13 protein-coding genes and 1 pseudogene are annotated in these 13,333 nt (G+C 69.2%); 5 read left to right on the top strand and 9 right to left on the bottom strand.

Annotated elements, in window-relative coordinates; translation table 11 throughout:
* The first annotated feature begins 27 nt into the window (after window positions 1-27).
* The 4 genes from sigM (at window position 28) to trxA (ending at window position 3,432) form a co-directional block, all read left to right on the top strand.
* Window positions 28-783 (top strand): RNA polymerase sigma factor SigM, encoded by a 756-nt coding sequence (sigM, locus tag SSBG_RS14475; RefSeq protein WP_008746860.1) that lies wholly within the window; start codon window positions 28-30, stop codon window positions 781-783.
* Window positions 780-1,784: a membrane protein gene (locus SSBG_RS34710; protein ID WP_008746859.1), complete on the top strand. Its 1,005-nt coding sequence runs from the start codon at window positions 780-782 to the stop codon at window positions 1,782-1,784. The genes sigM and SSBG_RS34710 overlap by 4 nt, the downstream gene beginning before the upstream one ends.
* Window positions 1,785-2,053: 269 nt before the next feature.
* Window positions 2,054-3,046: a thioredoxin-disulfide reductase gene (gene trxB, locus SSBG_RS14465; RefSeq protein ID WP_008746858.1), complete on the top strand. Its 993-nt coding sequence runs from the start codon at window positions 2,054-2,056 to the stop codon at window positions 3,044-3,046.
* A gap of 47 nt (window positions 3,047-3,093) precedes the next feature.
* Window positions 3,094-3,432: a thioredoxin gene (gene trxA, locus SSBG_RS14460; protein WP_037869779.1), complete on the top strand. Its 339-nt coding sequence runs from the start codon at window positions 3,094-3,096 to the stop codon at window positions 3,430-3,432.
* Window positions 3,433-3,528: 96 nt separating this feature from the next.
* Here trxA and SSBG_RS14455 read toward each other — a convergent pair whose 3' ends face one another.
* From SSBG_RS14455 to rpmH, 9 genes are all read right to left on the bottom strand, one after another.
* Window positions 3,529-4,146 (bottom strand): GNAT family N-acetyltransferase, encoded by a 618-nt coding sequence (locus tag SSBG_RS14455; RefSeq protein ID WP_008746856.1) that lies wholly within the window; start codon window positions 4,144-4,146, stop codon window positions 3,529-3,531.
* Window positions 4,147-4,361: 215 nt separating this feature from the next.
* Window positions 4,362-5,477, bottom strand: a complete 1,116-nt coding sequence (locus SSBG_RS14450; RefSeq protein ID WP_199781369.1) for a ParB/RepB/Spo0J family partition protein — start codon at window positions 5,475-5,477, stop codon at window positions 4,362-4,364.
* Window positions 5,474-6,553, bottom strand: a complete 1,080-nt coding sequence (locus tag SSBG_RS14445) for a ParA family protein (protein WP_008746854.1) — start codon at window positions 6,551-6,553, stop codon at window positions 5,474-5,476. Before SSBG_RS14445 ends, SSBG_RS14450 begins: the two co-directional genes overlap by 4 nt.
* A 427-nt stretch (window positions 6,554-6,980) precedes the next feature.
* Window positions 6,981-7,700 carry a 16S rRNA (guanine(527)-N(7))-methyltransferase RsmG gene (gene rsmG / locus SSBG_RS14440; RefSeq protein ID WP_008746853.1) on the bottom strand — a complete coding sequence of 240 codons (720 nt, stop codon included), beginning with the start codon at window positions 7,698-7,700 and terminating at the stop codon, window positions 6,981-6,983.
* Window positions 7,701-7,949: 249 nt separating this feature from the next.
* Window positions 7,950-8,471 carry a protein jag gene (locus SSBG_RS14435; protein WP_008746852.1) on the bottom strand — a complete coding sequence of 174 codons (522 nt, stop codon included), beginning with the start codon at window positions 8,469-8,471 and terminating at the stop codon, window positions 7,950-7,952.
* Window positions 8,472-8,486: 15 nt separating this feature from the next.
* Window positions 8,487-9,791, bottom strand: a complete 1,305-nt coding sequence (yidC, locus tag SSBG_RS14430; protein ID WP_008746851.1) for a membrane protein insertase YidC — start codon at window positions 9,789-9,791, stop codon at window positions 8,487-8,489.
* Between the two features lie 3 nt (window positions 9,792-9,794).
* Window positions 9,795-10,190: a membrane protein insertion efficiency factor YidD gene (yidD, locus tag SSBG_RS31205; protein ID WP_008746850.1), complete on the bottom strand. Its 396-nt coding sequence runs from the start codon at window positions 10,188-10,190 to the stop codon at window positions 9,795-9,797.
* The gene (gene rnpA, locus SSBG_RS14425) at window positions 10,187-10,558 is read right to left on the bottom strand and encodes a ribonuclease P protein component (RefSeq protein WP_008746849.1); all 372 of its coding nucleotides are present in this window, start codon (window positions 10,556-10,558) and stop codon (window positions 10,187-10,189) included. The genes yidD and rnpA overlap by 4 nt, the downstream gene beginning before the upstream one ends.
* A gap of 21 nt (window positions 10,559-10,579) precedes the next feature.
* Complete coding sequence (gene rpmH, locus SSBG_RS14420) at window positions 10,580-10,717, bottom strand: 50S ribosomal protein L34 (RefSeq protein ID WP_008746848.1); 138 nt, start codon at window positions 10,715-10,717, stop codon at window positions 10,580-10,582.
* Window positions 10,718-11,190: 473 nt separating this feature from the next.
* Between rpmH and dnaA the strand changes: the two are divergent.
* A pseudogene (gene dnaA / locus SSBG_RS14415) lies at window positions 11,191-13,304 on the top strand (chromosomal replication initiator protein DnaA).
* Window positions 13,305-13,333 lie beyond the last annotated feature (29 nt).

Genomic DNA, 13,333 nt, shown 5'->3' with positions numbered 1-13,333 from the left:
AGTCGGCGTCCGCCGGGGGAGGGCAGCGTGGACGAAGGCAAGTACGACGGAGTCGGCGACCATGAACTGCTCGCCCGGCACGTGGCGGGCGAGCACGAAGCCTTCGGCGAGCTCGTAAGGCGCCACCGGGAGCGGCTGTGGGCCGTCGCCCTGCGCACGCTCGGCAACCGCGAGGACGCGGCCGACGCCGTCCAGGACGCCTTCGTCTCGGCGTACCGGGCGGCCCACACCTTCGGCGGCCGGTCCGCCGTCACCACGTGGCTCCACCGCATCACCGTCAACGCCTGCCTCGACCGCGCCCGCAAGGCCGAGGCCCGGCACACCTCACCCGTCGAGGACACGGTCCGCCTGGAGCACCTGCTCCGCCCCGAGGAATCCGCCGAGGCCCCTGCCGAGCGCGCCGACCTGCACCGTGAACTCCTCGCGGCCCTGCGCACCCTTCCCGCCGAGCAGCGCGCGGCCCTCGTCCTCGTCGACATGCAGGGTTATCCCGTCGCCGAGGCCGCCCGCATCCTCGAAGTGGCCCCCGGGACGATCAAGAGCAGATGCGCCCGGGGCCGGGCCCGCCTGCTCCCCCTGCTCACCCATCTCCGCACCGGCGGCCCGGCGACCGAGACAGCTCCCGGACCGCGCGAACCCAGAGACACGGCTCCTTCGCAGGCCCTTCCCCCACCCGGCCGAAAGTCCCCGCGGGCAGGGAACCGGCAAGGGGGCACTCCCGTCCCACCGCAAGCAGATCCCCGGAACCCCACGACAGCGCAGGACGGAGGTGGGCGAGCATGACCACGCGAACGGAACCGACCGAGCACCCCGCTCCCGAGGAACTCGCCGACCTCTCCGAAGACCTTCTGTCCTCCGGACGCAGCGCCGAGCTGCGCGGACACCTCACGGACTGCCCCGACTGCGCCGAGATCTACGCCTCCCTGGCGGAGATCCGCACGCTGCTCGGCGCTCTGCCCGCTCCACCGCCGCTGCCCGCCGACGTGAGGGCGCGCATCGACGCGGCCCTTCGCGAGGCGGCGGAGGAGACCGATGTTTCACGTGAAACATGTGCGTCGGCGGAGACGGAGATCGCTCCCGATGTTTCACGTGAAACATCGCGCACGGCTTCCCCCTCGGAGGCCCATGTTTCACGTGGAACATCCGCTGTCCCCGCCCGTCCCTCGTCCCGCGATGTTTCACGTGAAACATCGACCCGACGCACCCGGCCCGCACCGTCCCGCCCCGCTCCGGCCGGCCCGGGCAGGACGAGCACACGGTGGGGCTCCCGGCGCCGCCTGTTCTGGGGCGGCACGGCCACCGTGCTCGCACTGGGGGCCGGCTCCCTGCTCCTTTCGTCACTCGGCTCCGGCAAGGACGAACAGACCCCCTCCGCCCAGCAGAGTCAGCAGTCCCCCGTCTTCTCCGGCAGCCCGCTGAAAATGGAGGTGAACGCGCTGCTCCAGGACGCCGGGGACAGCGGGAGCACCGCCGGGAACAGCCCGAAGAGCGCGGACAGCGCCCCCGCAGGCACCCGGCAGCCGCCCCTGAAGACCGGCGCAGAGACGCCCCTGCTGGCGGACACCCCCGGGGTCCCGGGGTGTGTGAAGCGAGGGATAGGGCGCGAGGACACGGCCCTCGGCGTCGAGAGGGGCACGTACCGGGGGCGCGATGCGTACCTCGTGGTGCTGCCCCACGCCCGTGACACCGCGAGGGTCACCGCGTACATCGTGGATGCCGCCTGCGTCGGGCTGCGCAGCGCCGCGAAGGGCGAGGTGCTGCACTCCTCGTCCTTCCCTCGGTGAGGGGATGGCGCGCCTTCCCTCGGCGAGGGGATAGCCGACGCTGCCGAGGGAGACGCTTCCCGGGTGCCAGCCCTTCACGTCCACGTTCTCGGCCCGCTCCCTCGGGGCTCTCCGCGTCCCCGCCCCGTACCGCCGGCGCCCGTACCGTGGACCGTGAGCCACGGACCGGCCGGGAATGTCCGGCCCGTAGGATCGGTTGGGTGGGATGAAGGCGTCGAGAGCCCTTCCCTCCGTAGTGGACGCAGTCGGCAGAGACGAGGAAGCAAGCCGTGAGTGACGTGCGAAACGTGATCATCATTGGCTCGGGCCCCGCCGGTTACACGGCCGCCCTGTACACCGCCCGCGCGTCGCTCAAGCCCCTGGTCTTCGAGGGCGCGGTCACGGCCGGGGGCGCGCTGATGAACACGACCGAGGTCGAGAACTTTCCCGGCTTCCAGGAGGGCATCCTGGGCCCGGAGCTCATGGACAACATGCGCGCCCAGGCGGAGCGCTTCGGCGCCGAGCTGATCCCGGACGACATCGTCTCCGTCGACCTCACGAGCGAGATCAAGACCGTGACGGACACGACCGGAACCGTGCACCGCGCCAAGGCCGTCATCGTCACGACCGGCTCGCAGCACCGCAAGCTGGGCCTGCCGCACGAGGACGAGCTGTCCGGGCGCGGCGTCTCCTGGTGCGCGACGTGTGACGGCTTCTTCTTCAAGGACCAGGACATCGCCGTGATCGGTGGCGGGGACACCGCCATGGAGGAGGCGACGTTCCTCTCGCGCTTCGCGAAGTCCGTCACCATCGTCCACCGCCGGGACACGCTGCGCGCCTCGAAGGCCATGCAGGAGCGTGCCTTCGCGGACCCGAAGATCTCCTTCGTCTGGGACAGCGAGGTGGCCGAGATCCACGGCGACCAGAAGCTCTCCCACTTGACCTTGCGCAACCTCAAGACCGGCGAGCAGAGCGACCTCGGCGTCACCGGTCTCTTCATCGCGATCGGGCACGACCCGCGGACCGATCTCTTCCGCGACCAGCTCGACCTCGATGATGAGGGCTACCTCAAGGTCCAGGCCCCCTCGACCCACACCAACCAGGCCGGTGTCTTCGGCGCGGGCGATGTCGTGGACCACACCTACCGGCAGGCGATCACCGCTGCCGGCACGGGCTGCTCCGCCGCTCTCGACGCCGAGCGCTACCTGGCCGCCCTCTCGGACGCGGAGCAGACCCCCGAGCCCGAGAAGACCCCGGCTCCGGAGCAGACGGCCGCCGTCTGAACCGGTTCCACCCCACCCTCCCTCCCGCTGGAATGAAGGAGCCCACTGTGGCTGGCAACCTGAAGAGCGTCACCGACGCCGACTTCGAAGAGGTCGTGCTCAAGAGCGACAAGCCCGTGCTCGTCGACTTCTGGGCCGAGTGGTGCGGCCCCTGCCGCCAGATCGCCCCGTCCCTGGAGGCCATCGCCAAGGAGTACGGCGAGCAGATCGAGATCGTGAAGCTCGACATCGACGCCAACCAGGAGACGGCGACGAAGTACGGCGTCATGTCCATCCCGACTCTCAACGTCTACCAGGGCGGCGAGGTCGTGAAGACGATCGTCGGCGCGAAGCCGAAGGCCGCGATCCTGCGTGACCTCGACGCCTTCGTGACGCCGAGCGCCTGACTTCACCCGCCGCGCTCGCGCGCGGAGATGTCTCCTTCGGGGCCCATGTTTCACGTGAAACATGGGCCCCGATGTTTCACGTGAAACATCGGGAGTTCACAGCGGTCGCAGCGTCGGTTCCTTCTGGACCGCGCCGAGGAGCCGGTCCAGTGCGTGTTCCACGTCTTCCTTCCAGGAGACGGTGGACCGCAGTTCCAGCCGTAGGCGTGGCCTCGTCGGGTGGGCCCGTACGGTCTTGAAGCCCACGGCGAGCAGATGATCCGCCGGAAGCAGGCACGTGGCCGAGGCCCTGCGGGTATCGCCGAACGCCTCCATCGCCTTGACGTTGCGCCGCAGCAGATCCTTGGCGACCGTCTGCACGAGTACCCGCCCCAGGCCCTGCCGCTGATAGCCGGGGTGGATGCGCGCGGTCATGAGCTGTACGGCGTCCGGGCCCACTGGGCTCGTCGGAAAGGCCGTGGAGCGCGGGACGTAGGCGGGGGGCGCGTACATCACGAACCCGGCGGGAACGTCGTCCACGTAGACGAGACGGCCGCAGGAGCCCCACTCCAGCAGAACGCTGGAGAGCCAGGACTCCTTCTCCCGGGCTGCGGTGCCTTGGGCCACGGCCTCACCGCCACGGACCGAGTCGAGTTCCCAGAAGACGCACTCCCGGCACGGCGTCGGCAGATCAACGAGATTGTCCAGGGTGAGAGGTACCAGGCGACGCCCCATGAAGGCTGCTCCTCACTTCCTTGGGCCGCCGCTCCGGTCCACCACCTGCCGTCGCGGGAGTGCTCACCGACGCCCGGAACGCCGGACCCGGTGGCATCGTATCCACGACGCCACCGGGTCGGCACCGTGAGCGGGCAAAGAGCGGACCGTCTCCGGACCGGCACAGCAGTCGGGGGCGATGTTTCACGTGAAACATCGCCCCCGACCGGACTGGATCAGCCTTCGTCCTCACCCTTCTCGGCTTTCCCGTCCTTCGTCTGACGCTGCGTGGAGAAGACCGAACCCTCATCCGGGGCGAGCGTGGAGAGGATGCGCTGGAGGTCGTCCACGGAGGCGAACTCAACGACGATCTTCCCCTTCTTCTGCCCCAGGTCCACCTTCACACGGGTCTCGAAGCGATCCGAGAGCCGACCGGCCAGCTCGCTCAACGCCGGCGACGTCACCGAACCTGCCCGGGGCTTCGACGCGCTCTTGGCCGGACCGGGGTGCGAACGCATGAGGTGAGTGATCTCCTCCACGGCCCGGACGGATAGCCCCTCCCGGATGATGCGCTCGGCGAGCTTGTCCTGCTCGGTGGAATCCTCCACCGACAGCAACTCCCTCGCGTGCCCGGCGGAGAGCACCCCCGCGTCCACCTTCTTCTGCACGGACGGCGAGAGCTTGAGGAGTCGCAGCGTGTTGGTCACCTGCGGGCGCGAACGGCCGACCCGCTTCGCCAACTCCTCATGGGTGCAGTTGAAGTCCTTGAGCAACTGCTCGTAGGCGTGTGCCTCTTCGAGCGGCGTGAGCTGGGAGCGGTGCAGGTTCTCCAGCAGCGCGTCCAGGAGCAGCCGGTCGTCCTCGGTGGCCCGGACGATCGCGGGGATCGTCGTGAGGCCGGCCTCCTTGCTGGCCCGCATCCGTCGCTCACCCATGATGAGCTCGAACTGCTTCTCGTCGAGCTGGCGCACGACGACGGGCTGGAGCAGCCCCACTTCCTTGATCGAGTCGATGAGTTCACGCAGGGCGTCCTCATCGAAGATCGCGCGGGGCTGATCGCGGTTCGGAATGATCTGGTCGAGCGGCAGCTCGGCGAAGAAAGCACCTTCCGGTGCCGGAGGCAGGCCGCCGCGCTGCTCGCTCTCCGATGTTTCACGTGAAACATCGTTCTCCACGGGCGCCGTCAGCTTCGCCGCCGCGACACCTCGCTCACCCCGTACGGGCCCTCCCGCCGCCGGTACCCGAGGTCCATCGGGTCGTGAACCCGCCGCGGCGGCTGCCTTCTCGGCCGACGCCGCCGTCGGGATGAGAGCCTGGAGCCCGCGCCCCAGCCCCCTGCGCTGTGTTGTCACTGTGTCCCCTCCGCCATGCTGTGTTGATCGGTCTCAGTGCCCGTGCCAGGGGCGGACTCCGAGTTCTCGAAGACACCCGCTCCCCGAAGCGCGATCTCGCGAGCCGCTTCGAAGTAGGAGAGGGCACCGCTGGAACCCGGGTCATACGTCAGTACGGTCTGGCCGTAGCTGGGAGCTTCGGAGATGCGGACCGAGCGAGGAATGCTCGTCCGCAGCACCTCCGCTCCGAAGTGGCTGCGTACCTCATCGGCCACCTGCGAGGCGAGGCGCGTCCTGCCGTCGTACATCGTCAGCAGGATCGTCGAGACGTGGAGTGTGGGGTTGAGATGCCCCCGCACCAGCTCGACGTTGCGCAGCAACTGCCCAAGTCCCTCCAGGGCGTAGTACTCGCACTGAATCGGGATCAGCACCTCGGCTCCGGCCACCAGTGCGTTCACGGTGAGCAGGCCGAGGCTGGGTGGGCAGTCGATGAGGACGTAGTCCAACGGTTGCTCGTAGGACTGGATCGCCCGCTGGAGGCGGCTCTCCCGAGCGACCAGCGAGACGAGTTCGATCTCGGCACCGGCGAGATCGATGGTGGCGGGGGCGCAGAAGAGACCTTCGACATCACGTACGGGCTGCACGACATCGGAGAGCGGCTTGCTCTCCACCAGCACGTCATAGATGGACGGGACTTCGGCGTGGTGGTCGATCCCCAGGGCGGTGGAGGCGTTCCCCTGTGGATCGAGGTCGATCACCAGAACACGCGAGCCGAGCAGGGCGAGGGATGCGGCGAGATTGACGGTGGTGGTGGTCTTCCCCACCCCGCCCTTCTGGTTCGCCACGATCATGATCCGGGTCTGTTCCGGACGAGGCATTCCCTCGGCGCTACGACCGAGGGCTTCGGCGGCGGCTCGTTGACCACCGGGAACAGCCGGGACGTTCTGAGCGGACGGCGATGTTTCACGTGAAACATCGCCTTCTGCTTCGGTACGGGGACCGGGGACCGGTTCGGTCATCGGTCCTGCGATAGGGGCATCGGACCGCAAGGATTCACCCTCCTCGACTTCGGGCTCGCGTTGAACAGAGCCTCCCATGCCGGGACCCCCTGCAACCAGTGAGGTCCTGTCTTCTGTGGATAGACTCGCCCTTTCCGAAAATCCCGCCACTCTTCCGAGTGAGCGCTGCGCGGACTTCCCCGAAGTTTTCCCCAGGGGCCTGCGTTCGCGCGGTTCGGCCGCCGTGCGGCCCCGGCTGATGATGCCTTGAAGCAGCGAGCGATGTTTCACGTGAAACACGATGCCGAGCGGCCTGCCCGGGGCGGGGCAGACACTCCGTCACCCTCTTCCTCCCGGCACCGCCTACACCCCGCCGGGCGTACTCCCCACCGGTCGGCCCAAGCGAAGAGCCGCAACGGAGGAGCGACCACGTCTCGCCCCGACCGCCAGGACCGGCCATCGCGTTCCGCGCCCCCTCTCGGAGACGAGCGCGTCCTGCCCGGCAGCGCTCCTCAGGGATCGCCTTTCAGCGCCGTCTGCGGGTGGTCCTTCCCGTGCGGGCCGCCTTCGCCCGCTTCGCCGCGAAGCGCACCCCGCCGGGGCTCTCCCCCACCTCGACGCGGACCACGGTCGACAGCGGGTCCACCAGCCTCTCACCGACGTGCAGGACAGAGGTGCGGACAGCACCGAGCTTGCTGAGCGCGGCGCCCGCGTTGCGCACCTCTTCCGCGGCGGTGTCCCCCTTGAGCGCCAGCATCTCCCCGTACGGCCTCAGGAGTGGGACGCCCCAGCCGGCAAGACGATCGAGCGGTGCCACCGCGCGAGCGGTCACGACGTGCACGGGCTGGAGGGTGCCGAGCACCTCCTCCGCCCTGCCCCGGACGACCGTCACATGGTCGAGGCCCAGGAGCTCCACGACCTCGCTGAGGAAGTTGGTGCGCCGGAGGAGCGGCTCCAGAAGCGTGATCTTGAGGTCCCTGCGGACCAGCGCGAGCGGAATGCCGGGCAGCCCCGCTCCCGAGCCCACGTCGCAGACGGTGACTCCCTCGGGGACCACCTCGGAGAGCACCGCGCAGTTGAGGAGGTGACGCTCCCACAGGCGGGGCACCTCGCGCGGGCCGATGAGCCCCCGGCGGACCCCGGCGTCGGCGAGGAGTTCCGCGTACCGGACCGCGTCGGCGAAGCTCTCGCCGAAGACCTGCCTGGCCACCTCCGGGGCCGGGGGGAGCTGTGCTGCCTCCGTCACGGGGACCGTCCTTCCGTACCGCGCTCTCGTTCCCGGCCTCGGTGGCGGGGAACTCGTTCCTGGAACAGCTTCGGGAAAAGGGGAAAGCAAAAAGGAGGGGCCGGGTGTCGGGGACGCCCCACGCACTCCGGCCCCGTCTGTGGTCAGACGGGGCCGGACACGAGAACTGCGGGCCCGCGCGGCCGGGGGCCGGGTGCCCCGCCCGCTCGGGACGTGGCCGGTACGGACGACAGGCCCGTACCCGCGGACTCAGGCGGGCAGGACGACGACGAACCGCTCCGGCTCCTCGCCCTCGGACTCGCTGCGCTGACCCGCCGCCTTGACCGCGTCGTGCACGACCTTGCGCTCGAAGGGCGTCATGGGCCGCAGCCGGACCGGCTCGCCGCTGCTCTTGGCATCGGCGGCGGCCTCGGTCCCGAGCTCGCTCAGCTCCTGGCGCTTCTTCGCCCGGTAGCCGGCGATGTCCAGCATCAGCCGACTGCGGTCGCCGGTCTCCCGGTGCACGGCGAGCCGGGTCAGCTCCTGGAGCGCCTCCAGGACCTCGCCGTCCCGGCCCACGAGCCGCTGGAGGTCGCGGTCGCTGTCGCTGACGATGGAGACCGCGGCACGATCGGCCTCGACGTCCATGTCGATGTCACCGTCGAGGTCGGCGATGTCGAGCAGACCTTCGAGGTAGTCTGCGGCGATCTCGCCTTCCTGCTCCAGGCGGCTGAGCGAGTCGCCACCGTCGGTGGCTTCCTCGGGAGCGGCGGAGGTGGTGCCTTCCGTCACGGGCTGGACTCCTTCTTACTTCTTGGAGGACGGGTGCTTGGGGCGCTGCGGGCCGCCCTTGCGCTGGCCCTGCTTGGAACCGGACCCGGAGGCGCCGGAAGCGCCGCCGCCCGCGGGCTTCGCGGCGTTCGAGCCGCCGCCCGTGCTCCTGCCCGGACTCTTCTTCTGCTTCTGCGCGGGCTGGTTGGCGCCCTGCTGCTTGCTCGGGCTCGTGCCGGGCTCACCGGCGGCGGTGGTGCCGGACTGGCGCTGCGACTTCGACTGCCGCTTCGGCTGCTGGCGCCGCTGCGCGGCACCGCCAGTGGTCTCCTCGCCGCCCTCCAGCGTCGCGACCGAGCTCTCGCCCTTCGCGATGTTGCCGTCGGGCTGGGCGGCGTAGCCCGCCTTGCTGAGCCCGTTGATGAACTTCCGCTCGGCCTCGTTGCGCTCCCGGCCCTTCGAGACGATCGCCTTGATCGCGGTGCGGTCACGCTTGGTGCGGACCTTGCCGGCGTGGGTGAGGTGCTTGAGCTGGCGTTCCAGGTAGGCGGCCTGGGCCTTGGAACCGGGGGTCGGGTTCTGACGGATGACGTACATCTGCTGGCCCATGGTCCACACGTTGGTGGTCAGCCAGTACAGGAGGACACCGACGGGGAAGTTGATGCCGAAGACGGCGAACATGATGGGGAAGACGTACATCAGCATCTTCTGCTGCTGCATGAAGGGGGTCTTCACCGAGGTGTCGACGTTCTTCGTCATCAGCTGCCGCTGCGTGAAGAACTGCGAGGCCGACATCATGACGATCATGCACGCGGTGACGATGCGCACCGTCGTGAGGTCCGCACCGAGCGAGTCGGCGCCACTCGTGAACTTCGCCGCGAGCGGGGCACCGAAGATGTGCGCCTGCTGGGCGGAGTCGAGGAGCTTGTCGTTGATGACGCCGATCTTCTTGTTCGACGCGATGCCGTCGAGCACGTGGTACAGCGCGAAGAAGAAGGGGGACTGCACGAGGATGGGAAGACACGAGGCGAGCGGGTTGGTGCCGCTCTCCTTGTAGAGCTTCATCATCTCTTCGCTCTGGCGCTGCTTGTCGCTCTTGTAGCGCTCCTGGATGCGCTTCATCTCCGGCTGGAGCGTCTGCATCGCACGGGTCGCCTTGATCTGCTTCACGAAGAGCGGGATCAGGCAGATCCGGATGATGATCACGAGGGACACGATGGACAGGCCCCAGGCCCAGCCGGTGTCAGGGCCGAAGATCCATCCGTACAGCGTGTGGAACTGCACGATCACCCAGGAGACGGGTGTCGTGATGAAGCTGAACCAACTGGCAATCGTGTCCACTAATCAGGCTCCTTGAGCGGGGGACGGGGTCTCGGCGACCGGGCTGGATGAGTCCGGGGCACTGACCCCGGCCGGGGCACCACCCTCGGGGGACGTACCGCCCTCGGGAGACACAGGCGTGGCGGCGGGTCCCTGGGACCGCGCCCGCCAGGCAGCGCGCAATGCCTCGTGCCATCGGGGGCGTTTGCGCGGTGGTACGTGGTCGACTCCACCGTGCGACCAGGGGTTGCAGCGCAGGATGCGCCAGGCGGTCAGCGCCGTCCCCTTGATCGCCCCGTGGCGGTCGATGGCCGTGAAGCCGTAGTGGGAGCACGACGGATAGTACTTGCACACCGGCCCGAGCAAGGGGCTGATGGTCCACTGGTAGAGCTTGATCAGCGCGAGCAGTGGGTACTTCATCGGGTGCCCCCTCCCAGCAGCCGCTTGAGGGCGGCGTCGAGGTCTCGGGCCAGTTGGGCGTGGTCGGCGTCGCCCGCCCCGGGCAACGCGCGTACCACCACCAGGCTACCGGGGGGGAGGAGGGAAAGGCGGTCCCGTATGAGGTGACGAAGCTTCCGCTTCACCGAGGTGCGCACCACGGCCTTGCCGACCGCCTTGCTCACGACGAAACCCGCACGCACCGGGAGAGTGCTCTCCCCGGCGGCGTGCGGGTCCGTGGAACCGCTTTTCAGATGGACGACCAGCAGCGGGCGACCCGCCCGGCGTCCTCGGCGTACTGCGGTCGAGAAGTCCTCGCGCCGCCTCAGCCTGTTGTCAGAAGGCAGCACGACGTCATGACCTGTACAGAATCAGGCGGACAGACGGGCGCGACCCTTGGTGCGGCGGGACGCGAGAATCGCGCGACCGGCGCGGGTACGCATCCGCAGCCGGAAGCCGTGGGTCTTGGCGCGACGACGGTTGTTCGGCTGGAAGGTGCGCTTGCTCACTCGGGGGCTCCAGAGAAGTATCGATAGGTGGCGGGCGTCGCCCTGGCTGTCACCGTGCGCCCACGAGTAGCTCGTTCAACGCACCGAGTGCACCGCTTTGTATTGATCACCCGGACCGCGACTCATCGGAATCGTGAAGTTCGGTTGCGATCCATGCCCATCGGAGGCAGGCGGCAGCAGCCATCGACAACTCGACCTGTGCACGGTACGCGGGCGGGCCTCTTCCGGTCAAACCAGGCCGGGTGCGCGACACTGTGCACAGGCTGTGGACAACAACTTGAACCGTACAGGCCCCGATGACTACCGTGGCTGGACTGGAACCCTCGTGCCTCTGTGCCACGCCGCCGCCCGGAAAGCCTTTCCGGATGCCGCGGCTGCGCCCCAGCCACCGGTCCACCCCGATCCGACCTGTGTGAACCCGCCCCGGAACCACTCCACGGAGTGCGCCGGAACCGTGTGAGAGAGCGTGCCCCGTGGCTGACGTACCCGCCGATCTTGCCGCAGTGTGGCCGCGCGTGGTGGACCAGTTGCTCGGCGAGGGCCCCGACAGCAGGGCCCCGGGGGTCGAGGGCAAGGACGAGCACTGGGTGCGGCGCTGCCAGCCGCTGGCGCTCGTCGCCGACACGGCGCTGCTCGCGGTGCCGAACGAGTTCGCCAAGACCGTTTTGGAGGGCCGTCTCGCCCCGGTCGTGAGCGAGACGCTCAGCCGCGAGTGCGGGCGTCCCATCCGCATCGCGATCACCGTGGACGAGTCGATGGGCGACGCTCCGGCCGCTCCGCGTTACGAGGAGCCCGTGCCGGTGCCGCGCCCCCGCTTCGAGGAGCCGGCCCAGCCGCGCTACGACTCCCAGGACCGGTACGAGTCCCAGGAACGGTACGAGCAGATCGAGGCCCAGACCCTCTACGAGCCGCCGATCGAGCGCGGCCCTACCGTCCGCCCCGTCTACCACGAGTACCAGGCCCCCGGCTCCTGGCCGCGCGTGCGCGAGGACTACGGCTGGCAGCAGCAGCGCCTGGGCTACGCCGAGTCCGACGCGTACGGCCAGGGCGGCCGGGGCGACTACCGGCAGGCACCGGCCGAGCGCCCCCCGTACGAGCAGCAGGACGGGCGCGAGGGCAGGGACGAGCGGTACGAGCAGCCGGAGCGCGGGGAGCGCTCCGAGCGACCCGACCGTTTCGACGCGGGGGACCGCTACGAACCGGGCGAGCGGTACGAGTCCGGCGAGCGCTACGAACAGGACCGTGCCCCGGAGCGCTACGAACAGGACCGCTCCGCCTACGAGCAGCCGCGCGGAACGTACGAGAAGCCGGGGGCGCGCGGCGGGTACGGGCGCGGCTACGAGAAGGCCGGCGCGCGCGAGGAGGTGCGCGGGTACGAGGAGCACGGCTCCGGTGAGCAGCGGGAACGCGGCGAGGAGGCGGCGCGGCCGGGGCGGCAGCGCGGTCAGGGCGGGGTGTCGTTGCCCGCGCAGGGGGGGCCTTCGCTGGCGCCGAGCGGCGCGCCGGGACCGCTGGCCGCGCAGCCCGCACCCGCGGCGGGGCCGGGCGAGCCGACGGCGCGCCTGAACCCGAAGTACCTCTTCGACACCTTCGTGATCGGCGCGTCGAACCGTTTCGCACACGCGGCGGCGGTCGCGGTCGCCGAGGCACCGGCGAAGGCGTACAACCCGCTTTTCGTCTACGGCGAGTCCGGGCTCGGCAAGACGCACCTTCTGCACGCCATCGGTCACTATGCGCGCAGTCTCTATCCCGGGACGCGGGTGCGGTACGTGAGTTCCGAGGAATTCACCAACGAGTTCATCAACTCCATCCGCGACGGCAAGGGCGACAGCTTCCGCAAGCGGTACCGCGAGATGGACATTCTCCTCGTGGACGACATCCAGTTCCTCGCGGACAAGGAGTCGACGCAGGAGGAGTTCTTCCACACCTTCAACACGCTGCACAACGCGAACAAGCAGATCGTGCTCTCGTCGGACCGTCCGCCCAAGCAGTTGGTGACGCTTGAGGACCGGCTCAGGAACCGTTTCGAGTGGGGACTGATCACGGATGTCCAGCCACCGGAGCTGGAGACCCGTATCGCGATCCTGCGCAAGAAGGCGGTGCAGGAGCAGCTCAACGCGCCGCCGGAGGTCCTGGAGTTCATCGCCTCGCGCATCTCGCGGAACATCCGCGAGCTGGAGGGCGCGCTCATCCGGGTGACCGCCTTCGCCTCGCTGAACCGGCAGCCCGTGGACCTGGGCCTCACGGAGATCGTGCTCAAGGACCTGATCCCGGGCGGCGAGGACGCCTCGCCCGAGATCACGGCCTCGGCGATCATGTCGGCGACCGCCGACTACTTCGGGCAGACCGTCGAGGACCTGTGCGGCTCCTCACGCAGCCGCGTGCTGGTCACCGCGCGGCAGATCGCGATGTATCTGTGCCGCGAACTGACCGATCTCTCGCTCCCGAAGATCGGCGCGCAGTTCGGCGGCCGCGACCACACGACCGTCATGCACGTTTTACCGGAAGATTGTCGCGCTGATGGCGGATTGTTTGCTCGATCTACAACCAGGTCACGGAACTGACGAACCGGATCAAGAACGGGTGAGGGTCGCCGGTGGCGGGGGGATGGCGGGG

The organism is Streptomyces sp. SPB074, from assembly GCF_000154905.1.
GTDB lineage: Bacteria > Actinomycetota > Actinomycetes > Streptomycetales > Streptomycetaceae > Streptomyces.
Note: the sequence above shows the minus strand (reverse complement) of the source record. Positions and strands in the feature narration are given on the sequence as shown.

Excerpts from the sequence above, each read along its gene's own strand:
- SSBG_RS34710 (WP_008746859.1), top strand. The coding sequence starts at position 780 with ATGACCACGCGAACGGAACCGACCGAGCACCCCGCTCCCGAGGAACTC.
- yidD (WP_008746850.1), bottom strand. The coding sequence starts at position 10,190 with ATGAAGTACCCACTGCTCGCGCTGATCAAGCTCTACCAGTGGACCATC.
- SSBG_RS14455 (WP_008746856.1), bottom strand. The coding sequence starts at position 4,146 with ATGGGGCGTCGCCTGGTACCTCTCACCCTGGACAATCTCGTTGATCTG.
- SSBG_RS14445 (WP_008746854.1), bottom strand. The coding sequence starts at position 6,553 with ATGGGAGGCTCTGTTCAACGCGAGCCCGAAGTCGAGGAGGGTGAATCC.